The organism is Streptomyces netropsis (assembly GCF_014203545.1).
In the GTDB taxonomy this organism is placed as follows: domain Bacteria; phylum Actinomycetota; class Actinomycetes; order Streptomycetales; family Streptomycetaceae; genus Streptomyces; species Streptomyces netropsis.
Genome location: NZ_JACHJG010000005.1, coordinates 278,155 through 298,217, shown reverse-complemented (window position 1 = coordinate 298,217; position 20,063 = coordinate 278,155). Strand labels below are relative to the sequence as shown.

At 71.0% G+C, this 20,063-nt stretch carries 17 protein-coding genes and 1 tRNA gene; 11 read left to right on the top strand and 7 right to left on the bottom strand.

The genetic code is table 11. The features are described from left to right. Positions 1–75: 75 nt before the first annotated feature. Complete coding sequence (locus FHS38_RS14840; protein WP_184733989.1) at positions 76–702, bottom strand: TetR/AcrR family transcriptional regulator; 627 nt, start codon at positions 700–702, stop codon at positions 76–78. 261 nt (positions 703–963) lie between these two features. Here FHS38_RS14840 and FHS38_RS14835 point away from each other — a divergent pair, with 261 nt between their 5' ends. From FHS38_RS14835 to FHS38_RS14820, 4 genes are all read left to right on the top strand, one after another. Next, complete coding sequence (locus FHS38_RS14835) at positions 964–2,241, top strand: M6 family metalloprotease domain-containing protein (protein ID WP_184733988.1); 1,278 nt, start codon at positions 964–966, stop codon at positions 2,239–2,241. Between the two features lie 69 nt (positions 2,242–2,310). Continuing rightward, positions 2,311–2,383: transfer RNA gene (locus FHS38_RS14830), tRNA-Arg, on the top strand. Positions 2,384–2,548: 165 nt separating this feature from the next. Further along, positions 2,549–2,932 (top strand): MmcQ/YjbR family DNA-binding protein, encoded by a 384-nt coding sequence (locus tag FHS38_RS14825; RefSeq protein ID WP_184733987.1) that lies wholly within the window; start codon positions 2,549–2,551, stop codon positions 2,930–2,932. An 87-nt stretch (positions 2,933–3,019) separates the two neighbouring features. Further along, a complete protein-coding gene (locus FHS38_RS14820; RefSeq protein WP_184733986.1) occupies positions 3,020–3,259 on the top strand; it encodes a hypothetical protein in 240 nt (79 codons plus the stop codon). Between the two features lie 15 nt (positions 3,260–3,274). On the opposite strand, the gene FHS38_RS14815 is transcribed toward FHS38_RS14820, so the two are convergent. Further along, complete coding sequence (locus tag FHS38_RS14815; protein ID WP_184734198.1) at positions 3,275–3,661, bottom strand: hypothetical protein; 387 nt, start codon at positions 3,659–3,661, stop codon at positions 3,275–3,277. Between FHS38_RS14815 and FHS38_RS14810 the strand changes: the two genes are divergently transcribed. The 4 genes from FHS38_RS14810 (at position 3,542) to recQ (ending at position 9,700) form a co-directional block, all read left to right on the top strand. Further along, positions 3,542–4,885: an NsdA family TPR-like regulatory protein gene (locus tag FHS38_RS14810; RefSeq protein WP_506417199.1), complete on the top strand. Its 1,344-nt coding sequence runs from the start codon at positions 3,542–3,544 to the stop codon at positions 4,883–4,885. The two genes, FHS38_RS14815 and FHS38_RS14810, sit on opposite strands and share 120 nt — an antisense overlap. A 1-nt stretch (position 4,886) precedes the next feature. After that, complete coding sequence (locus FHS38_RS14805; protein ID WP_184733985.1) at positions 4,887–5,201, top strand: 4a-hydroxytetrahydrobiopterin dehydratase; 315 nt, start codon at positions 4,887–4,889, stop codon at positions 5,199–5,201. A gap of 214 nt (positions 5,202–5,415) precedes the next feature. After that, the gene (locus tag FHS38_RS14800; protein ID WP_184733984.1) at positions 5,416–7,467 is read left to right on the top strand and encodes a restriction endonuclease; all 2,052 of its coding nucleotides are present in this window, start codon (positions 5,416–5,418) and stop codon (positions 7,465–7,467) included. Positions 7,468–7,642: 175 nt separating this feature from the next. Continuing rightward, entirely contained in the window at positions 7,643–9,700 is a 2,058-nt protein-coding gene (gene recQ / locus FHS38_RS14795; protein WP_184733983.1) for a DNA helicase RecQ, read from the top strand. Between the two features lie 22 nt (positions 9,701–9,722). Here recQ and FHS38_RS14790 read toward each other — a convergent pair whose 3' ends face one another. The 4 genes from FHS38_RS14790 to FHS38_RS14775 form a co-directional block, all read right to left on the bottom strand. Next, the gene (locus tag FHS38_RS14790) at positions 9,723–10,364 is read right to left on the bottom strand and encodes a class F sortase (protein WP_229822497.1); all 642 of its coding nucleotides are present in this window, start codon (positions 10,362–10,364) and stop codon (positions 9,723–9,725) included. A gap of 363 nt (positions 10,365–10,727) precedes the next feature. Beyond that, positions 10,728–11,363 (bottom strand): GVDTG sorting domain-containing protein, encoded by a 636-nt coding sequence (locus tag FHS38_RS14785; RefSeq protein WP_184733981.1) that lies wholly within the window; start codon positions 11,361–11,363, stop codon positions 10,728–10,730. A gap of 268 nt (positions 11,364–11,631) precedes the next feature. Next, positions 11,632–13,302: a DUF8823 domain-containing protein gene (locus tag FHS38_RS14780; protein WP_184734181.1), complete on the bottom strand. Its 1,671-nt coding sequence runs from the start codon at positions 13,300–13,302 to the stop codon at positions 11,632–11,634. A gap of 403 nt (positions 13,303–13,705) precedes the next feature. Next, positions 13,706–15,829, bottom strand: a complete 2,124-nt coding sequence (locus tag FHS38_RS14775) for a serine hydrolase (protein ID WP_308433536.1) — start codon at positions 15,827–15,829, stop codon at positions 13,706–13,708. A gap of 607 nt (positions 15,830–16,436) precedes the next feature. Between FHS38_RS14775 and FHS38_RS14770 the strand changes: the two genes are divergently transcribed. The 3 genes from FHS38_RS14770 (at position 16,437) to FHS38_RS14760 (ending at position 18,962) form a co-directional block, all read left to right on the top strand. Further along, positions 16,437–17,228, top strand: coding sequence for a GOLPH3/VPS74 family protein (locus FHS38_RS14770; RefSeq protein ID WP_184733980.1), 792 nt, complete (start codon positions 16,437–16,439; stop codon positions 17,226–17,228). Between the two features lie 409 nt (positions 17,229–17,637). Beyond that, a complete protein-coding gene (gene relB, locus FHS38_RS14765; RefSeq protein WP_184734179.1) occupies positions 17,638–18,495 on the top strand; it encodes a type II toxin-antitoxin system RelB family anti-toxin in 858 nt (285 codons plus the stop codon). A gap of 263 nt (positions 18,496–18,758) precedes the next feature. Next, on the top strand, positions 18,759–18,962 hold the full coding sequence (locus tag FHS38_RS14760; protein ID WP_184733979.1) for a DUF397 domain-containing protein: 204 nt from the start codon (positions 18,759–18,761) through the stop codon (positions 18,960–18,962). A 207-nt stretch (positions 18,963–19,169) separates the two neighbouring features. Here the strand turns inward: FHS38_RS14760 and FHS38_RS14755 are convergent, their stop codons facing one another. After that, positions 19,170–20,012, bottom strand: coding sequence for a hypothetical protein (locus FHS38_RS14755; RefSeq protein WP_184733978.1), 843 nt, complete (start codon positions 20,010–20,012; stop codon positions 19,170–19,172). Positions 20,013–20,063: the final 51 nt, after the last annotated feature.

The window sequence follows — 20,063 nt, the reverse complement described above, 5'->3', positions numbered from 1 at the left end:
CGCGGTCACACGTGTGACGCGGCCTCAGTTGTGAAGCGGTCTCACTTGTGGCGCGGTCTCACTTGTGGCGCAGTTTCACTTGTGGCGCAGGTCCTCCAGGGTCGCGGCGCAGCCGGGGAGCCGGGAACGCGCCGGTGCCATCAACCCGTCCAGGAACAGCTGGAGATGCCGGTGCACGAACTGGTCGAAGTCCACACAGCCACTGCCGGGCAACGGCCTGGTGAGCTGAGTGAGGGCAACCATCAGATCGCCGGCCGCGATGTCGTCGCGCAACTGCCCGGCGGCGCGGGCCGCGGCCATCAACGCCTCGGTGTCACGCTCGAGTCGGTCACGGGCCTCGACCAGGTCCGGGTGCTCATGGTCGACGCCGTCGGCGAGCAACGGACAGAGCGCACCGATGCGCTCGTCGGCCGCGGCGTGGACGAAGCGCCTCAACGCCAGGAAAGCATCGGGCTCCTCAGCTCGTGCAGTCTCGGCCTGTTCCGCGATGCGGGCCATCACCGAGAGGGTGACATGGTGGATCAGCTCATGGCGATCCGCGAAGTGCCGGTACAGCGTGGCATTACCGACCCCGGCCCGTCGAGCGATTTCATCGAGGTGGACATCGGCCCCGTGCTCGACGAGCGTCTCGCGCGCGGCGGCGATGATCCGCTCCCGGTTGCGCAGGGCGTCGGCACGGAGGCGGGGCTGCGGTGCTGCCACGGCGGGCACTCCTTTCGATCCGTGGATGTCGATCCATGGACGTAACCGGGGAGAACTTCCCCGTTTCGCTGGAACGCTTCGTTAAACGGGGAGAACCTCCCCGGATATTTCGGCTCCGGATGTGACCTGCGTCTCGCGCGGGATGACGTCCCCGCATGCCCCATCTGCCGCACTCCAGCGGGCGGACGCACACGGAGCGACACAGGGTGGACACAGAGAGCACCCGGGTCTCGGGTCGCGTGCGCCACGGAGGTGACCAGCATGAAAGCCCTGGCCATGGTGGTCATGGTGATCACCGCGCTGGCGCTCACCTCCCCCGTGCCCTCCCAGGCGGACGCGCCCCTGGCGGTCACCGAGGACGACGCCGCCGGCCGCATGGTGGACATGACGGGGCGGCCCCCCACCGGCCCCTGCGCGCTCACCACGGTCACCGACGACGTGTCCGAGGGCTCCCGCACGCCCCGCGGCTACGCGCGGTCGAGCGGCACGGTGCGGGCCGTCACCTTCTTCATCGACTTCCCCGACGCCCCCGCCGAGGTCCCCCCGCAGGAGCGCTACGCCGAGTTCTTCCCGGCCGTCACCGACTACTACCGCGCCAGCTCCTACGGCCGGCTCGACTACCGCCCCACCCCGGTCATGCGCTGGATCCGGATGTCACACCCCTACGCGTCGTACGGGCTGGAGCGCGGAGCCCCCTTCGACGCGGACCGCGACGACGGCTACCACGCCATCTCCCGCGAGATCCTGGCCGCGGTCGACCACGAGGTCGACTTCCGGCGGTTCGACCTCATCAACGTCCTGGCCACGGCGAACGCCGGCCCGCCCGCCGTCGAGGACGTACGGTCGGTGACCTTCGCCGGAACCCCCACCGGGCTGCGCGCGGACGACGGCGCCCACTTCAAGAACGTCTCCTTCATCTGGAGCAGCCAGACCGGCAACAGCCCCTACCGCGTCCTCAACCACGAGAACGCCCACAGCTTCGGACTCCCCGACCTCTACTACGCCCGCAACGACAACCCGCTGGACACACCCGTCGGCCACTGGGACCTCATGGACGAGGACTGGGGCCCGTCCAACGACTTCCTGGCCTGGCACAAGTGGAAGCTCGGCTGGCTGGCCCCCGACCAGGTCCACTGCATCGACTCCCCCGGCATCCGCACCCTGACCCTCACCCCCACCTCGGCCGACGGCGGCCCCAAACTGATCGTCGTCCCCCTCTCCCCCACCCGCGCCTTCACCATCGAAGCCCGCGCCCCCGGCCTCCTGGACCACACGGTCTGCCGCCCCGGTGTCCTCGTAACCACCATCGCCTCGGACATCCACACCGGCTCCGGCCCGATCCGCACCTCGGACGCCACCCCGAAGAGCCCCGGCTGCTACACCGAGGACCTCAACGTGAACGCGGGCCTGAGCGACGCGACCTACGTGGCGGGCCAGCGCTGCGCGGCGGCGGGCGTCACCATCGAGGTCCTGGGCCAGGACGAGGCGGGCAACTGGCAGGTAAGGCTGACGACGACCGCCCACCCCCGCCGCGCATGACCCCCGACGTCAAGATGCCCGGCACCCTGACCCTCCCACCCCACCACCCGCTACACTGACGGCGGCCCCGCCTCCGTAGCTCAGGGGATAGAGCACCGCTCTCCTAAAGCGGGTGTCGGCAGTTCGAATCTGCCCGGGGGCACATAGCCTGACCAGGCAAAACGCCTGACGAAAGCCCCCCGGACCGTGTCCGGGGGGCTTTTTCGTCCCCTCGCGGGGGACGGACCCGGGCGGGGAGCGAGCGGCCAACGCCCCAGCGCTCATCTCTCCCCGCCGGGCCGGAGCACTCGGGCGGCATACTGACCCCATGACCCCGGACGAACTCAGGGCGACGTGCCTGGACCTGAACGGCGCCACGGAGGAATTCCCCTTCCCGCGCCACCCCGAGGTCTGCACCTTCAAGGTCGCCGGCAAGGTCTTCGCCCTGACGACCCTCACCACCTCCCCGCTGACCGTGAGCCTCAAGTGCGACCCCGAACTCGCGGTGCGGCTACGGGCCGCGCACCCGGAGATCGTCCCGGGCTACCACCTGAACAAGCGGCACTGGAACACGGTCACGTTGGGGAGCAGCTCCCTGCCGGACCCCTTCGTGCGGGACTTGATCGAGGACTCGTACGACCTCGTCGTCGCCGCCCTGCCGCGGGCGAAACGTCTGCTGCTGGACTGGCCGGGAGAGCGGACCGAGCGATAAGAGGCGCCGCCCGGCGGTCGGAGTAGCCTGGAACCACCGGCACCCACGCGCCCGGAAACCGGTCCCTGCCCAAGGGATGTGAGAACGATGACTCTCGTCATCAGCTTGGCCGTGATCGTTCTGATGGCCGCCGTCGTGGTCTTCGCGATCTACGCCCTGGACGCCCGCCGCGACGAGCGCATCGTCGACTTCACCTTCAGCAACGCCGTCCCCAACCTCCATGAGCGGCACGCCGATCAGGTCGACCACCCGGACCGGGTCCACGCCGGACACCGGCACCACGTGCTCCACCTGCACGGCCCGTGGGGCGGAGGCCGGCACGCGTAGTGAGCCGTCGGCGGCTCACCGCGTTCGGCCTTCGTTTCGGGCTCCGGTCAGCCTCCGCACGGCATCCGGATCGCATAGATCTTCTTGACCCTCCGGAGGCGACAGCAGCCAGTGCGTACCGGGCGGATCGGCGCGGTGCGTGGCGGGGACCCCGAGGTAGTGATCGCGGCCCAGACACTCGAAGCCGGGATCGGCCCACGCCTCGGCGGTACCGGGCGGTACGAGTGCGTAATACCAGCGGCGGACCGGGTCGGCGATGACCGCACCGTGGATGCCCGCCCCATGGAAAGCCCTCTCGACGCTCTGCCGCGACACGGCCTCATCCGCCACCGTCGCAGCGAGGTCATGGACGAGATCGGCGGGCAAGCGGACCGCCTCGAAGTGGATACCGGTGCGGATCACCGCGGGGGGCTGAAACGCGGATGGCGGTCGGGCGGGACTGCGGCTCGGGGAGTGACCGCAGGGCGCCGCGCGGCACTCGGCGACCCGCACTTCGAGGTGTCGGCCCGGACCTGGCGGAGATGGGAGTCCGGTCGACCCGGTTGGCCACGCGAGGACTACGCCGTTGCGCTCCACTCCGCGTTCGGCCGTTGGCCCGAAGACCTCGGGTTCTCCGTTCCGGCCGGATGGATCCGCGCAGACCACCAGGAAGGGGTGGCAGAGGTGAATCGACGCGCGTTCGTATCGGTGACCGCCGCCGCCCTCACCGCCGGACCGATCGCACCGCGACACGTCGACCCCGCTCTCATCGACTACTTCCAGCAACAGCTTGAGGGCCACTACCGCGCGGACATGCTGCTCGGCCCACACGACCTCATCGGCACCGTGTCCGCGCAGTACGAGCTGATCGACCGCCTGGTACGTGTGGCTACTGGCGAAACCCGTCGCGGCCTGCTGCGCGTGGGCGCCGCTTACGCGGCACTGGTGGGCTGGCTCTACCAGGACGCCGGTGACCTCGGGGGCGCGTCGTTCTGGCGTGGGACGACACAGGAGATCGCGATGCGGTCCCGGGACCGCCACCTGATCGCCTATTCGCTGGTGAACCAGGCGCAGGTGCGCACCGACCTCGGCGACGGGCACGGAGTCGTCGACCTGTGCGAGGCAGCCCTCGACGGATCCGGCCAGCTCGCTCCGAAGGTCAAGGTGATGGCACTTCAGCAACAGGCTCACGGCGCCAGCCTCATCAATGACCGTGCGGCCGTCGACCGCCTCATCGATCAAGCCGATGGGCTCCTCGCCCGAGTCGACGACGACCTGCCTTGGGGCAATGCGTGCCGACGCACCCCCTGCTACCTCGAAGTGCAGAGGGCGACCTGTTACGGCCGACTGGGGCTGGGCGCCGAGGCCGACTCCCTGTGGAGGCAGGTGCTCGACAGGGTGCCGGCCACCGCCCGGCGTGATCGCGGTGTGTATCTGGCACGACATGCGACGGCAGCGGCGATCGCGCAGGAGCCGGACCACGCCGTCGCGATCACACGCGAGGCGGTACTGATCGCGGTCGACACCGGATCGGAGCGGATGCGAAGAGAGTTGACGACGCTGCGGCACAGGATGAGCCCGTGGCACGATGCCCCCGTAGGCCACGACCTCGACGAGGTCTTGGCGTCTGTGACAGCGAGGGGATGACGTGGCGGAGGCAATCGTCCCACTGACGGACGCGGAGATCACGGAGCTCCTGCGGAAGCTTCCCGGCTGGCAGCGGTCGGGTGATGAGATCACCCGCACCTTCGGAATCCGGTACCACGGAGGCGTGGCGCTGATCGTGCACGTCGCGGACATCGAGCGGCTGATCGGTCACCACGCGGACATCGACCTCCGCTGGGACCGCGTCCGCTTCGGCATCACCACCCACGACGCCGGCCACCGGCTCACCGTCGCGGACTTCGACCTGGCCAAGCGCATCGACGCGATCGCGGCAGCCCACGAGGCACGGCCGCTCTGAACAACCGTGCGGGGAGCCGTCGACCGCGCCCCGCACTGTCAGTACGTGGCCCTCCCGCACGAGCGCTCACCGGCCTCCGGGAACCGCAGGCTCTCACCAACCTGATGATCGCACCGCCTCAAACCGACTAAAGTCGGATCTCATTACCGCTGGTTGTGGGGCCAGTACGCGGTTCCGGGACGTCCCGCGTCCCGAGGGGAGGGCATGTTTCCGTATGAGTCGTCGCTCCAATGGACTGATCGGCGTCTGGGCCGAGGCGCAGCGGCAGCAGCAGCGGCAGGTGGAGGCTCGGCATCGGGCGGAGGTGCAGGAGCAGCGGCGGCAGGAGCGGGAGCAGCGGGCCCACGAGCGGGAAGCGGCCCGGCTCGATCGGGAGCAGCGGGCCGCCTATCGGCAGGCCCGGGAGGCCGAGGCGCGGCTGCGGACCGAGGAGATCGAGGCCCGGGTCGAGGAGCTGACCGGGCTGCTCGTCGTGGGGTGCCGGGCGCCGGGGTTCACCACGGGAGCGCTCGCGCGGGCCGAGCAGGTGGAGCCGTTCGCCCCCGGGCACCTCGCACAGCCCGTGCCCATGCCGGATCCGGGTCAGTACCGGTTCGCGCGGGCCGAGTTCGAGCGGGACTGGCACGCGGCGCAGGCCGCCGAGGCGCAGCGGCAGCAGCAGTTGGCCGCGTACCGGCGGCAGTACGACGCGTGGGCCGTCGCGCAGCTCGCGGAGATCCGGCGGTACAACGCCGGTATCGCGGAGATGGCGTCCGCGCTGCGCGAGGGGGATCCGGACGCGGTCGTCGAGTACTTCTCGGCGGCGCTGTACGCCTCCACCGCCTGGCCGGAGGACTTCCCGCACCAGCTGTCGGCCTCGTACGACCCGGGCGCCCGGCAGTTGGTGCTGAACTGGGAGCTGCCGGGGTTCGACATCGTGCCGGAGACGAAGTCGGTGCGGTACATGCTCAACGCGGACCAGGAGAAGGAGGTCGCCCGGCCGGTCACCCAGCGGCGGGCGCTGTACCGGGACGTGCTGGCGCAGTGCGTGCTGCTGGCGCTGCGTGATCTGTTCGCGGCGGACGAGTTCGGGGCGCTGGAGTCCGTGGCGCTGAACGGGTTCGTCGACGAGCACGACCCCGTCACCGGGCGGCTCGCCCAGATCTTCCTCGCCGCCGTCACCGTCCCCCGTTCCGTTTTCGGTCAGCTCCATCTGGAGCAGGTGAGTGCCGTCGAGTGCCTCACCGAAGGGCTCGGCGGGCTGCTGTCCGCCCGTCCCGACCAGCTGGCCGCCGTCCGGCCGGGGCGGCTGCCCGACGAGGTCGGGCGGGGGGTCGTCTCCCACGGCGGTGGTGACGACCCGGATCTGTTCGCGATGGATCCGGTCGAGTTCGAGGGGCTGGTGGCCGAGCTGTTCCGGGCCCGGGGGATGCGGGCGGTGATGACCCAGCGTTCCAATGACGGTGGTGTCGACGTCGAGGCCCTGGACCCGGATCCCATCAGCGGCGGGCGGATCATCGTGCAGGTCAAGCGGTACCGCAAGACCGTGCCGCCGACCGCCGTCCGCGATCTGTACGGGACGGTCCAGGGCGCGGGTGCCAACAAGGGGGTCCTCGTGACCACCTCGAAGTTCGGCCCCGGCTCGTACGCCTTCGCCAACGGCAAGCCCCTGACGCTGGTGTCCGGGGAGGAGCTGGTGGAGCTGCTGCGGCAGCACGGGCTGCGCGGGCGGCTGGGCGGTGGGAGCGGTGCGAGCGCCGGGGCGGCCGCACCCGCCGTACCCGAGGCCGAGCCCGCCGACGGTGACTACAACGTGCTGGGCATGTCCTGGTCCGGTGGTGTCGTCCTGGACGTGTGCGCCCTCGTCTGCCACGGCACGCGCGTGCTCAGCGACGAGCACTTCGTCTTCTACAACAACCCCCGCACCCCCGACGGATCCGTTCGCGCCGTACCCGCCTCGGCCGCCGACAAGGCCGCCGTGCGGGTCACCTTCGACGCCCTGCCGCAGGGTGCCGACCGGCTCGTCCTCGTCGCGGCGATAGACCCGGAGGCCGATCCGCAGGCGGATCTGTCGGGGTTCACCGACGCCCGTATCCGGCTGTCGGACGCCTCGGGCGCCGAGCTGGGACAGCTGGAGGTGTCCGACGGCCGGCCCGGCGAGACCGCCCTCGTCCTCGGTTCCTTCCGCAGGCGCGCGAGCGGCGACTGGGACTTCGTCATCGGGGGGCGGGGATACACGGGCGGGCTGGAGGCGCTGGTCCAGGAGTACGGAATAGAGGTCGCCTAGGCCTGTCCGGCGGACCTTCGCGGGCCCCCGACGCCCCGCACCGGGGGCGGTGTCGCCGTGCTTCGCGTCACTCCTCCGTGCGTCCCCGTGCCGTGACCTGCCCCGAAATGGCCGATCCTGATCGCCTCATGATCGACCGCCCTTCGGTGTCGGTGGATCCTCGTAGACTGCCCGAATGGCCGATCCCGCTGAGCCCACCGCGCCCGCCGACACCACCGTCACCGCCGAGATCACGGACGACTCCGACGCCCTGCGCGTCCTGCGGCGCGTCTTCGGCTACGACGCCTTCCGCGGGGATCAGCAGGAGATCATCGAGCACGTCGTCGACGGCGGTGACGCGCTCGTCCTGATGCCGACCGGTGGCGGCAAGTCGCTCTGCTACCAGATCCCGGCCCTCGTCCGGCCCGGCGTCGGCATCGTCATCTCGCCGCTGATCGCGCTCATGCAGGACCAGGTCGACGCGCTGCGCGCGCTCGGTGTGCGGGCCGGATTCCTGAACTCCACGCAGGACATGGACGAGCGGCGGATGGTCGAGGCCGAGTTCCTCGCCGGGGAGCTGGATCTGCTCTACCTCGCGCCGGAGCGGCTCCGCGTGGACGCCACCCTGCGGCTGCTGGACCGGGGCAAGATCTCCCTCTTCGCCATCGACGAGGCGCACTGCGTGGCGCAGTGGGGCCACGACTTCCGGCCCGACTACCTCGCGCTGTCCGCGCTGCACGAGCGCTGGCCGGACGTGCCGCGGATCGCGCTGACCGCGACCGCCACCGAGGCCACCCACGGCGAGATCGCGGGGCGGCTGAGCCTCCAGGGCGCCCGGCACTTCGTCGCCAGCTTCGACCGGCCCAACATCCAGTACCGCATCGCGCCGAAGAACGACCCGAAGCGGCAGTTGCTGGAGCTGCTGCGCACCGAGCACGACGGTGACGCCGGCGTCGTCTACTGCCTGTCGCGCAAGGGTGTCGAGGACACGGCCGCCTTCCTCGCGCAGAACGGCATCGACGCCGTGCCGTACCACGCGGGTCTCGACGCACGCACCCGTGCCGCCAACCAGTCGCGCTTCCTGCGCGAGGACGGTGTGGTCGTGGTCGCCACGATCGCGTTCGGCATGGGCATCGACAAGCCCGACGTGCGGTTCGTCGCCCACCTCGATCTGCCGAAGTCCGTCGAGGGCTACTACCAGGAGACGGGCCGTGCCGGGCGTGACGGTCTGCCCTCCACCGCCTGGCTGGCGTACGGCCTCCAGGACGTCGTCCAGCAGCGCAAGATGATCGACGGTTCGGAGGGCGACGAGGCCCACCGCCGCAAGCTCGGGGCACATCTCGACGCCATGCTCGCGCTGTGCGAGACGGTCGAGTGCCGCCGGATCCAGCTGCTCGCCTACTTCGGCCAGCAGAGCACCGCGTGCGGCAACTGCGACACCTGCCTCACGCCCCCGACCACCTGGGACGGCACCGTCGCCGCCCAGAAGTTCCTCTCCGCCGTGCTCCGGCTGGCCCGGGAGCGGCGGCAGAAGTTCGGCGCGGGGCAGATCATCGACATCCTGCTCGGCAAGAAGACCGCCAAGGTCATCCAGCACGACCACGACGGGCTCACCGTCTTCGGCATCGGCACCGAGCTGAGCGTCGCGGAGTGGCGGGGCGTGGTGCGGCAGCTGCTGGCGCAGGGGCTGCTGGCCGTCGAGGGCGACTACGGCACGCTCGTGCTCACCGACGCCAGCGCCGAGGTCCTGGGCAAGCAGCGCCAGGTACTGCTGCGCCGCGAGCCGGAGAAGCCGGGCCGGGCGGCGAAGAGCTCGTCGAAGAGCGGCTCGGGCAAGCGTGCCGCGCCCGTCGATCTGCCCGAGGCGGCCGTGCCGGTCTTCGAGGCGCTGCGCGCCTGGCGCGCGGCCACCGCGAAGGAGCAGGGCGTCCCGGCATACGTGATCTTCCACGACGCGACGCTGCGCGAGATCGCGACCGTGATGCCCGACTCCCTGGACAGGCTCGGCACCGTGGGCGGCGTCGGCGAGAACAAGCTCGCCAAGTACGGTCAGCCGATCCTCGACGTCCTCGCGGACCTGGGGTCGGGGTCGGGGTCGGGGTCGGGGTCGGGGTCGGGCCAGTCGAGCCGGACCGGTCAGCCCGGGCGGCCCGCGCAGTCGGGGCCGAAGCCCGAGTCGGCCTTCGGGCACGACTCCGATTTCGGCCCCGAGCCCGACTTCGGGCCCGAACCCGAGCCCGAGATCGACTGGTGAACCGGCTCCCCCTCCCCCGCAGCTAGGTCTTCACCCCCGTGAGGTGGGCGAAGACGACGACGTTGCCGAGGTAGGAGCCGGTCTCCTCGGAGAAGCCGCCACCACAGGTGATCAGCCGCAACTCCGCCCGCGACGACGCCCCGTACACCTTCTTCGACGGGAACTCCTTGCGGTCGTACACCTCGATCGCGTCCGTCGTGAAGACGGCCGTACGACCGTCCGCGCGCCGCACCTCGATCGTGTTGCCCTTCTTGAGGGCGCCGAGGCCGTAGAAGACGGCCGGTCCGGCGGCCGTGTCGACGTGCCCGGCGACGATCGCGGTACCTGCCGCGCCGGGCTGGGTGCCGGCGGCGTACCAGCCGGTGAGGTTCCTGTTGTCGTCCGGGGGGCTGTCGAGGCTGCCGTCCGGCAGCAGGCCCAGCGGCTTCACGGGGGCGTCGACCCTGATCTCGGGAACGCGGACCCGGATGGGGGTCGAGGGAGGCAGCGGGGGAAAGGACGATGCGCCGCGGCCGCCGTCGGTCCGGGGGAACGCCTGCGCCTTCGAGGGCTGCGGCGGCGGGCCGCCGGACTCCGCGCCGCGGACGATGAGCCAGGTCCCGACGCACAGCGCGGCCGTCGCCACCACGGCGACCACGGCCCTGCCGCGGGAAACGCGCCGCAGACGCGTCGGACCGACCGAACCAGCCGGGCCGGACGGACGGGACGGGCCAGCCGGACCGGCCGGGCCGGCCAGAACAGGCCGGCCGGCCCGGTCCGCCCGCACCCCGTGGCCGACCGGGACCACCTGGCCCGCCTCGCCGGCCAGGACCACCCGGTCGGCCGCGCGCCGCCGCGCCGCCTGGCGCTGGTGCTCCCGGCGCCTCTGGTACTTCTTGCGCTTGTGTCGCGTCTGAGGCATCCGGGTCCTCCACCGCGGCGGAACAGGGTGATCTGAAGGCGGGGGCCGTGGCCGTGGCCGGCCCCCGGACGCCGCGCGCGTCCGGGGAGCCGGGGGACGGATTCGGCCGCCCGGAGGCGGCCGGCGTCAGAGGCGGTCGCCGCTCCGGCGGCGGCGCAGGAACCAGGAGCCGCCGAGCGCGGCGGCGGTCAGGACGGCCGCGCCGGCCGCGATCTCGGCCGTGCCCGAACCGCTCTCGCTCGCACCGCCGACACCGGTCATCATGCCGCCCGTCGGCGGCTTGGCGGGGCTGGCAGGGCTGGCGGGGCCGGCAGGGCCGGCGGCGTTGGCAGGGCCGGCGGCGTTGGCAGGGCCGGCGGGAGCGGAGGCGGGCGCGGAGGCGGGCGCGGACGGAGGCGTCGAGCCCTTGGTGACGCCCAGGTCGCCCGTGGCCTCCCGGCCGCTCTTGCAGTTGACGCCGATGCCGTAGGTGCCGGACTTGGCGCTCATCGGGACCTTGAACTGCCCGACCACGACTTCCTTGTGCGTGCCCGGCTTGAGCTGGAACGACGCGGGGCCGCCGACGGCGCTGGCATCCCCCGTACCCACGCCGCCGCGGCCACAGGCGGTGGTGCTCACCGTGACCGTCGCACCGGGCTGGACGCTGCCCGGCGAGACCTCCAGCTTCTCGAAGGTGCCGGCGGCGGCGAACGCGGGAGCGCCCGCGAGAGCGACGGCGGCTATGGACAGGGCGGTCCCGGTGAACACTCGTGCTGTACGCATGCTCGTTCCTCCGCGAGCGCGGCCGTGACACACCGATGTGCCACATGAAGTCGGGGTTCCACGCTCCTCAAACCGAGCGAAACGGCGTTTCGCCCCGCCTGCACCCTGACGTCACATCAGATAGGCCGTCCGAGGCACGGCGACCAGGCCTGCCCGATCACATAAGGGCAGGTCACTGGACGCAACGACGCGACTACCGAACGTGCGTACCCAGAAATGGCGAACGGGTGAACCTCGCCTCGGTTCACCCGCTCGCGCTTCAGCCGGCCTACTTCACCAGGTCGTCCGGACAGCCCGTGCCGCGCGGCAGCTTGTACGGGGCCGCGATCCGGTACGTACCGCCGTGCGGCGCGTGGAGGACCGTCCAGTTGTCCTCCGGCTCGTCCTCGCCCGCCCGCTCGGGGTGCTTGGTCAGACAGCCGTTGAGGTTGACCGGCGGCTCGCCCTTCGGGCCGATCCGCGGCGGCGCGACGGTCTTGCCGTGCTCGTCGATCAGGGCCAGCCACGGCGAGTACGGGATGCGTATCAGCACCCGGCCCGCGTTGTTCACGGTGATCGTCATTCCGTCCGCGTCCGTGCGCGCCACCATCGCCGGGGGATCGGCGATGGGCTTCGGGTCCTGCACCTCGTACAGCCGCCAGTGATCGTCGGACCACACCTGCCGCAGATACGGCAGTCCCCCGGCGACCAGCTTGGCCTCGTCGACCGCGGCGTGGTCCGGCTCGTCGGTGGGCAGCACCACGTAGCGCACCGCCCAGCGGTCGAGCCAGGCGCGGTAGGTGGTGGCGTTCAGCCTGCTGGGCGCGTCGTAGAAGAGGGGGTTGCGCTTCATGTCGGCCTGGCGGTTCCAGCCGCGCGCCAGGTTCACGTACGGGGAGAGGGCCGACGCCTCGCGGTGGCTGCGCGCGGGGACGACCTCGACCCGGCCGCGCTCGGCCTCGACCCGCTGCAGCCTGTCCACCAGCGGTGCCACCTCGCGGGCCCAGGACGCGGCGGGGGTGGTGTGCACGATGTCGCTGATGGAGTTGACGGACTGCCAGACCGTGATCGTCACGACCGCGAGGACCACCGCGAACCACTTGCGGCCCGCGGTCAGCAGCTCGGACCAGGACGGCACCTTCAGCTCCGGCAGCGCGGCGACCAGCACCACACCGCCGAAGACCATGCCGAGCCGGGAGATGTTGGTGCCGATCTGGGAGGGGATCAGCCAGACCAGCAGCACCCCCAGCACGTACAGGGTCGAGACGATCTTGACCGTGCGCCAGTGCTTGGGCGGGAAGACCATCCCGAAGACGCCGCTGAGCAGCGGCAGGATCGCCGAGGGGAACCCCATCGGCTGCTGCCCGGAGAACGGGAACAGCCACGCGGACAGCCCGACGACCACGACGGGGGTCACCCCCAGCGAGTACGCCGCCGGGCGCCGGGCGCTCAGGAAGAGCGCGGCCGCGACTATGCCCACGAACAGGCCCGCCACCGGGCTCGACGCCGTCGCCAGCGCCGCCAGCAGGCCCGCGAGCGCGGCCCGGCCCCAGCGGTACTTGCCCTCGCTGCGCCAGCGCACCGGCCACGCGAAGATCACGGCGACGGCCGCCAGGCCGAACATCATGCCGAGCCCGAAGGTCACACGTCCAGAGATCGCGTTGCAGGTCAGCGCGAAGGCGCCGTACAGCGCGGGCCAGAGCGGGTGACGGACGGAGCGGCTGCGCACCAGCAGCATCGCGATCAGCCCGGCCGAGAGCGTGCCCGCGACCATCATCGTCGAGCGCACACCGATCAGCGCCATCAGATACGGCGAGATGACGCTGTACGAGACAGGATGCATACCGCCGTACCACGCCAGGTTGTACGCCGAGTCGGGGTGCTGGAGGGCGAACTCCGCCCACGCGTCCTGCGCCGCGAGGTCGCCGCCGCTGTTCGCGAACAGCCAGAACCACATCATGTGCAGCACGGCGGCGACGATCAGTGTCGTCGCCACGGGGCGCGTCAGAGCCAGCCGGCCCGCTCGGCGCCACCAGGGCGCGGGTGGGCCTGCGTCAGCGACGTCACGCTCCGCTTTCTCTATCCGGGACGGGGCGCCGTCGCCCCTGTCGTCCGGTTCCTGCGGCTTGTCTGCGCGCGCCGGCCCCACGGTGGTCACTGCGGTTCTCCCCGTCTTCCCCCGACGTCTTCCCTTCGGCCGGGCCGTGCCATACGTAAACCTTCGCGACGCTAACACGCCGTCGCGACGGGCCCTGGACGGTGAAACGGCTCCCGGCCCGTACGCACTCGTACGGGCCAGGAGCCGCGCCACCCGTCACGGCCGGATCCGGTGCCCGGACCCGGCCGCGTCACACCTGTGCCGCTCAGCCGAGGCGGGTCAGCTTCGACCCGAACGACGGCTCCGCCAGGTCCTTCTTCAGCGTCACCGGCACCCGGACCTGACCCGGCCCGCTGCCCACGGTCAGCTGTCCGACCTCGGTCCCGGCCTTCGCCGAGTGCGGGAGCTTGCGGCCGGCGTCGTTGAGCGTGATGTTCACGGTGAGGCCGGACCAGCCGACGGCCGTGACGTCCTTGGTCGCGACGACCGGCGTCGTGCCGCCGAGGCCGTCGTCCACCCGGCCGACGACGTCACCCTTCTTGACGACCTTGTGGTCCCTCAGCTCACCCTGCGCCGCGATGAGCACCTTCTTGCTGACCGCGTTGACCGTGTCGATGATCGGGGCCTTGTGCTGCCCGAGCACCGCGGCGACGATCAGCTGCGTCGTCCCGCCGATCTCCTTCTGGCCGGCGAAGAGCAGGTTGCCGCCCGCCTTCGTGGTGCTGCCGGTCTTGATGCCGATCGCGCCGTCGAAGGGGACGAGGGTGTTGTAGTTCCGGTGGGTCGTGCCGGAGGGGTCCTTCCACGAGGGCAGCTTGGTGATCGCCACCAGGGCGGGGATCTCCATCGCCTTCTTGCCCAGCTTCACCTGGTCCTCGGCGGTGCTGACCGTGGTCTCCATGAGGCCACTCGCGTCGGTGTAGGTGGTGTTCTTCATCCCGAGTTCCTTGGCGGTGACGTTCATCTTCTTGATGAACGCCTCCTCGGACTGGGAGTCCCACCGGGCGAGCAGTCGCGCGATGTTGTTCGCCGACGGGATCATGACGGCGGACAGGGCGTCCCGCAGGGAGATCTTCTGACCGGGCTTCACGGTGTTCAGTACCGATTCGCCCTCCGACTCCTTGCCCGCGTCGGACACGGCCTTGGCGTCGATGTCGATCATCGGGCCGTTCTCGCCCTGCTTCAGCGGGTGGTTCTTGAGCACCATGTACGCGGTCATGGTCTTGGCCACACTGCCGATCGGCACGGGCTTCTGCTCGCCGAACGAACCGATCGTGCCGAGCCCGGACACCTCGACGTAGCCCTGGCCCTCGGTGGGCCACGGCAGCGACGGCTTGGCGCCGTCGAAGGCGTAGCTCTTGCTCGCCGTCAGCTTCAGCGTCGGGTCCGGCAGCGGGCGGAACGCCTGCACGACACAGAAGACGATCAGCAGCAGCGCCACCAGCGGCGTCCAGATCTTCACCCGGCGCACGGCGGTGCGGACGGGCGTCTCCGGCGGCGGCGGGGTGTTGGTCAGCTGCGCGAGCAGGTCCAGCGGCGCGGCCGGGCCCGCCGGCTCCGCACCCGCGGCGGACTGCGGGGGCAGCGGCGTCTGCTTCGTGCGCTCGGCCTCGGCGGGCGCCTTCGGCACACCGGTCGGCGGGGTGACGCTGATCGGTATGGCGGGCTTCGCGGGGGCGGCGGCAGCGTCGGACTTCAGCGGTACGAACTGGCTCGTGCGCTCCGAGTCCGAGTCCGCGGTGCCCTTGGACCCCGCCTTACCCGCGGCCGGGGCGGCGGGGGCCTTGAGCAGGGCCGTCGGCTGGTCGCCCCCCGACTTGTCGGCTGCCTGGTCGGCGGGCTTCTTCGCCGGGGCCTCGGCAGGCTTGGCCGTGCCGTTCTTCGGCTTCACCACGCCGAACGCGGCGGTCGGCCGGTCGGCCGGCTTGTCGGCTGCCTGGTCGGCCGGCTTCTTCGCCGGGGCCTCGGCGGGCTTCGCGGCGCCGTTCTTCGGCTTCGCCACGCCGAACGCGGCGGTCGGCCGGTCGGCGGGCTTCCCGGCGGGAGCGTCGGCAGCCTTCTTCTCCTCGCCGGACTTCTCGTCGGGCTCGGCGGCAGGCTTGTCAGCAGGCTTTTCGTCGGAAGTGGGCGCGGCCTTGGCGGCGGGCTTCGCCGCGGGCTCGTCGGTGGACTTCGCGGACACCGCGGACCGCGCCGGCTCCTCGGGCTTTCCGGACTTCGCGGACTCCCGGGGCTTTCCGGTCTGCACGCCGTCGGTTCCGGCGGTGTCGCCGGCACCCTCGGCGTCCTCGGCGTTCGCCACCCACGCGGCGACGGCGGCCTTCAGCCGGTCGTCGCCGGCGGCGGGCTCCGCAGCCGCCTTCGCCTCGGGCTTCGGGGCGGGGGTCACTTCGGAATCAGCCGAGGGCTTTGCAATCGCATTGACCACCCGACCCTTGGCCGGGGCGGCACCGGAACCCGAAGCCGTCGCCGACTTCGCAGATGCCACCGGATCGGAGTCGGAAGCCGAGCTCGTGCCGGCCTCGGCCGGGCGGGCCTTCTCAGATGACTCCGAAGACTTCGGGGACTCCGAGGACTCCGAAGACTCCGAGGCCTTCGAGGGCTTCGAGGGCTCCGAAGACTCCGAAGAAGGGGTCTTGACCGTCGCTTCTCGGAAAACTCCGAGCCGCGGGTCGCGTTCGCCGCCAGTCGTCTCCCCCGACGACTTCCGCTGCTCCGACTTGTCGGGGGACTCGCCCGCCACCGATGCCTCCTCGAATTCCCACGTCATACGCCGGGGCGGAGCACCCAGTACCCCGCTGCCCGAACTTTCCCAACGTCTACCAGTGTCCTGTGCCGCAGAAGCGCAACCGCACCGTCACAGGGCTTCGCCCGGCTTCATCCACGTGCTAGACGAGACGACATACCTACCGGTTCCCACCCGAAGCCACCACGCACTCTCGACAGACCAATGTGAGAGGGGTCACCCTGTCACTCATCCACGCGGGGAGGCATGGATGGGCAGGAGCCGCAGAACAATTCCGGAGGAGCTTCTGCTGCTCGCCTTGGACCCGGCCACGGGAACCACGGCGCAGCCGCAGTCGCTCGACCTCGGCCTGGCCGGGGCACAGCTAGTGGAGCTGGCTCTGGCTGGACGGATAGCCCCAGACGGGGATCGTATCGCCGTGGTGATGCCACGGCCGACAGGAGATCCGACCTTGGACTCCGCACTGGAGCTGCTGCGCCGCCGCGGCAGCCCGGTACGCGCCGTCCATTGGATCGGCGGGCCCCGGCTGGGGCTGCGCCAGACGTATCTCACACACCTGGAGCGGTGCGGCATGGTGCATGCCGTGGCGGGCCAGATGTGCGGGGTGCTGCCGACGACTCGCTACCAGGCGACGGACACGGCCATCAGCCGGGAGATCAGGGCCCGGCTGGACAGCGCGATCCGCACCGGCGTGCCGCCGGACCCGCGGACCGCGGCGCTCGCCGCACTGGCCCACGCGGTCGGTCTGGGCAAGCATCTGTACCCGGGCAACGAGGGCCGCTCTTCGCGCTCCCGGCTCCGGGATCTGATCAGGCACGACCCGATGGGCGGGCTCGTGGCGCACGCCGTGATGGACGTGCAGAACGGGGTCGCTGCCCAGCCTCGGCGGGCACCGGCCACGGCGGGTGCGGGCGGCAGTGGCCGCGCCGGCGGCGGTTCGGGGCGCAGGTCGACCTCCGGTCGGCCCTCGGTGGAGTCCGCCGGGGTTCCCGCGCAGCCCGCGCACCAGGAGGCCGTGATGGCCCGTGCAGGGGCCTCGTAGACGGCTTTGCCGTCGGCGTTCGCCCCGCTCGTACGACCAGCACCGACCTCGAGCACACCAGTCCCATGGATCAACCGCAGTACCGCTCGCTACACCCTCCGCTCCACCGACCGCACCGCAGTCCCCATGACCCGGTTCGGGAGCCGCAGCAGCACGCGGGGTGGTGGGCCGGCCCGTCCCGGACGGCGGCTCGGTCCACCACCCCGCGTGCGCGTCTTCGCGACGCGCCTCGTGCGAGGCCGGCGATCCCGCCGCGGGTGACCTCCTGTGCGCGATCGTCCCTCGCCGGCTGCCGGGCGCCGGTCACCGCAAGCGGACTCTGTGTCGGCATTTTCCAGCGCCGCCCCGGCCAGTGGTGGCAGGCTGCGGATCAGGAGACAGCAGCATGACGGAGCCGGAGGTGCGTCCCGTGGCGTCCAGTGTCAATCCCACCGTAAGACGGCGCCGCTTGGGGCAGGAACTGCGCAAGCTACGCGAACTCAAGGGCATGACGGCCGAGGAGGTGGCCGAGCGGCTACTGGTCTCGCAGTCGAAGATCAGCCGCCTGGAGAACGGCCGCCGCAGCATCAGCCAGCGCGATGTCCGTGATCTGTGCGGGGTGTACGGCGTCGAGGACCACCGCATCGTCGATTCGCTGATGCAGATGGCCAAGGAGTCGCGCCAGCAGGGCTGGTGGCACGCCTTCGGCGACATCCCGTACAGCGTGTACATCGGTCTGGAGACCGACGCCTCCTCGCTGCGCGTGTACGAGGCGTCCCTCGTGCCCGGTCTGCTCCAGACTCCGAACTACGCGAGCGCGGTGACCGAGGGCTCCTGGCCGGAGGCCACGTCGGCGGACGTCGAGCGGCGGGTGCAGGTGCGGATGCGCCGGCAGGAACGCATCACCGACCCGGACAACCCGCTGCGGCTGTGGGCGGTCATCGACGAGTCGGCGCTGCGCCGGATCGTCGGCAACCGCGCGATCATGCGCGAACAGATGGAACACCTGGTGGAGTTCAGCCTCCAGCCGCACATCACCGTGCAGGTGCTGCCCTACGACGTGGGCGCGCACCCGGGGATGTACGGGAAGTTCTCCATCCTCGAGTTCCACGATCCGCAGGACGCCAGCACGGTCTATCTGGAGGGCATCACCAGCGATCTCTATCTGGAGAAGCCGAACGACGTGCAGACGTACAGCGTGATGTACGAGCATTTGCGGATGCAGGCTCTCAACGCGGAGCACTCGCGGCAGTTCATGAGCCAGGTGGCCGAGGAGTGGGGCAGCTGAGCTCCGCGCATTGAACGGGGGTGGGGCCCGAACGAGGTCCAAACGAGGTCCGAACCAGCTCCGAGCGGGGCCCGACGAGGCCCGCTACCGCGAAGGTGGCGCACCGTACACCCGAGGCCCCTGTCTGGGAAGAGGCGCCTGGAATATGCCATCCGGTCGAGTGAACAGGCCATTCATCAGGTGATGTTGGCGCGTAACGTCGAGATCGCTTCGGGAAACCGGCGTTGAACCGACAGGCAGCATTCACAGGCATCGGAGTAATCATGGCTATTCACCAGGGAAAGACCAGCTGGCGCAAGTCCTCCCACTCGCTCGCCAACGGCGACTGCGTGGAGGTCGCCTCCCCTCTCCCGCAGGCCATCGCGGTCCGCGACTCCAAGGACCCGCAGGGCCCCACTCTCACCTTCACCCCCCACGCCTGGTCCTCGTTCGTGACGACCGTCAACGACGGCTCCTACGACCTCTGACCGGGCTCTGATCCGGCGTCCGAACCGGCCGGCGACCACGGTCCGGGCCGGCGGACGCGACCGATACACCTATCCGATACATCCGCTGGGAAATCGACACGCAGTTCCGCGCACAGCCCTCTCGTCTGAAAGCCGTCATGGCCGAGGGGGCTTGCCATCGCCCCACGCAGGCACCGCGCGGTCGGCTTCCGTCGTCCACGGCCGTCGTCAGCGCAGTTCGTCCACGTAGCGATCGGTGCCGGGGACGGTCGGGATGAAGGGGGCGGCGAGTTCGACCCGGCCGAGGCCGGTGCGTTCGACGTCCGCCCCGCGCCCGGCGAAGTGCTCTTCCCAGCAGGCGCGCGGGTCCCGCTCCAGGAACCACAGCAGGGTCAGCCGGGTGTCGACGCCCTCGACCTGCGGCACATAGCTCATGCGGTCGCCCGGCAGCGGTGTCGGCCGGAAGACGGTGACCATCGCGGCCGGAGATCCGGCGAGGCGCTCCGGGAGCCGCTCGGCGCTCAGCCACCGCAGCAGCTCGCCCCGCTCCCGCGGCCCGTTCGCGTCGATGACCTCCAGGACCAGACCCGCGTAGGGGTGGTCGAGTGCGTGGAAGTCCCGCGGCCCCTCGGCGCCGTCCCGGTAGACCGTCGCCTCGTGGTCCTGGAAGGCCGTGAAGACATGGCGACGGGCCTGGTGGACCCGGCCGTCGCGATTCAGCCGCTTGTTGATGCCGACGGTCCACCGCATGTGCTCGTCGTAGCGCCCCTCGGTGATCCAGTAGACCGACAGATAGCAGCCGGTGGTGACCGGCCGGGCGACGGCGGACTCCGCCGGATGACGCAGCTCCCGCAGCTCCCGGGTGGCCACCCAGCGGCGGCCGGCGTAGATCCACGGCATGGCCATGGCGCCGGCGATGAAGTGATCGTCCTCGTACCAGCGGTTGTACGCGCGCTCCTGGCCCTGATCCGGCTCGACCAGGGTGATCAGGGCGTGCCCGGGGCGCACCCCGTAGGGCCCGACGGAGGCCAGCTCGCCGTAGCCCCGGCCGCGGGTGTCGTCAGTCGTCATGGCCCACAGGTCTAGCCGACGTGGCATCAAATGGGGAGGGGCCCGGCGGCC

What these genes read in the sequence shown, in the direction of transcription:
- FHS38_RS14770 (WP_184733980.1), top strand. Translation starts at nt 16,437, where the DNA reads ATGGGCAGGAGCCGCAGAACAATTCCGGAGGAGCTTCTGCTGCTCGCC.
- FHS38_RS14825 (WP_184733987.1), top strand. Translation starts at nt 2,549, where the DNA reads ATGACCCCGGACGAACTCAGGGCGACGTGCCTGGACCTGAACGGCGCC.
- FHS38_RS14820 (WP_184733986.1), top strand. Translation starts at nt 3,020, where the DNA reads ATGACTCTCGTCATCAGCTTGGCCGTGATCGTTCTGATGGCCGCCGTC.
- FHS38_RS14760 (WP_184733979.1), top strand. Translation starts at nt 18,759, where the DNA reads ATGGCTATTCACCAGGGAAAGACCAGCTGGCGCAAGTCCTCCCACTCG.
- FHS38_RS14800 (WP_184733984.1), top strand. Translation starts at nt 5,416, where the DNA reads ATGAGTCGTCGCTCCAATGGACTGATCGGCGTCTGGGCCGAGGCGCAG.
- recQ (WP_184733983.1), top strand. Translation starts at nt 7,643, where the DNA reads ATGGCCGATCCCGCTGAGCCCACCGCGCCCGCCGACACCACCGTCACC.
- FHS38_RS14810 (WP_506417199.1), top strand. Translation starts at nt 3,542, where the DNA reads ATGGAAAGCCCTCTCGACGCTCTGCCGCGACACGGCCTCATCCGCCAC.
- FHS38_RS14785 (WP_184733981.1), bottom strand. Translation starts at nt 11,363, where the DNA reads ATGCGTACAGCACGAGTGTTCACCGGGACCGCCCTGTCCATAGCCGCC.
- FHS38_RS14780 (WP_184734181.1), bottom strand. Translation starts at nt 13,302, where the DNA reads ATGATGTGGTTCTGGCTGTTCGCGAACAGCGGCGGCGACCTCGCGGCG.
- FHS38_RS14755 (WP_184733978.1), bottom strand. Translation starts at nt 20,012, where the DNA reads ATGACGACTGACGACACCCGCGGCCGGGGCTACGGCGAGCTGGCCTCC.
- FHS38_RS14835 (WP_184733988.1), top strand. Translation starts at nt 964, where the DNA reads ATGAAAGCCCTGGCCATGGTGGTCATGGTGATCACCGCGCTGGCGCTC.